The organism is Caldalkalibacillus uzonensis (assembly GCF_030814135.1).
Lineage (GTDB): Bacteria > Bacillota > Bacilli > Caldalkalibacillales > Caldalkalibacillaceae > Caldalkalibacillus > Caldalkalibacillus uzonensis.
In genome coordinates this window covers 1-1,179 of sequence record NZ_JAUSUQ010000050.1, presented here as the reverse complement: position 1 = coordinate 1,179, position 1,179 = coordinate 1, and the positions used below count along the sequence as shown (strand labels likewise).

The following is a 1,179-nucleotide window of genomic DNA, read 5'->3' as shown; positions in this document are numbered from 1 at the left end:
AGCTGTAGGCGTTGAACCTCCCCCAAGGTTCCTCGAGATCCAGCCAAGTTCATAGATACACGTACCAACCATACTGAATCGCTCATAAACCCAGGTGTATCATGGGTTTATGAGCGATTTGTTTACCTAGTTACTGTCGAACTCAGGGTCTTCAACCGCCTGTTCCGGCAGGAAAAAGTTGTGACGAATATATTTGACCATCGCCTCCACATGACCTTTCTCATGGCCACTGCCGGGGTTACAGAACTCATATTCAAAGCCGTAATGCCATACAAAACGCTGAAAGGCATCGGTCAGCTCCCGCTGACCATTGGGGTGGATCTTTTTTACAGCCGGCGCGAGATTGTCAAACCGGATCGTGGTGGGAACACCCCCCATGTGGTGAAAGATACGTTTTAACCCTTCTAAAAAACATTCTGTATTTTGCGACTCAAAAACTTGCACATAAAAGGCATTGCTGTAAGGAAAGGAGAGAACCAGAAAGGGCAGATCGATGATTTTCCCTTGCCGTTTAAACGGCGCTTCCCCAAAGTCGACCTGTGCCGTTCCGGGATATGCTGCCAGTGGCAGCGCTGTCTCCTGCTCCTCTTCCAGCTCCTTTTTCTTTTGAGCTACATAGTGTCGGACACTGCGGGCTGAACCTTGAAACTGGTAGTCCCGCCTGAGGAGCTGCCACATGCGTTTGGCTGTCCGCCGGTACTTTTTCTTCTTTTTCATATCTTCCCTGAGCCATTCGTCAATGATCGGCTTGACCGGATCCATGACCGGTGATGGACGTTGCTGTTTGGGCTTTGGCCCTGGTGTGAAATCTTCCATGTCAGCATATTTCTTAACGGTTCGGGGATCCCGGCCCATCTGCTTGGCAACCGATGCATACGACCGGTCTTTCCTGTTGACTTCATGTTTGATATAATTGATTTCAACCACTTCTAGCATCTCCTTTTTCATACCTCCTGTCATTGTTGGTCCAATAACAGGAAGTGTATGATGGATGGGGGATGTTGGCAAGTGGTTTTTATTTCACCTCCTCAATTACCTGCATAAATTGGTTGCCAAACATGACATTTTTAGTTTGCCATAAACAAATAAATGTCTTGCAACCCGATTTTGTAAAGGGTATCCAAGGCCCGGGCGAGTGCATCATCATTAAGGTCAGATGCCTGTACGCCTGGTCCGAGC

General features: G+C 48.1%; 2 pseudogenes. Both read right to left on the bottom strand.

What is annotated here, in order from left to right:
• Positions 1-153: 153 nt before the first annotated feature.
• Positions 154-936 (bottom strand): annotated as a pseudogene (gene istA, locus J2S00_RS19830) (IS21 family transposase); the annotation flags it as partial.
• 137 nt (positions 937-1,073) lie between these two features.
• A pseudogene (locus J2S00_RS20010) lies at positions 1,074-1,179 on the bottom strand (DUF4277 domain-containing protein); the annotation flags it as partial.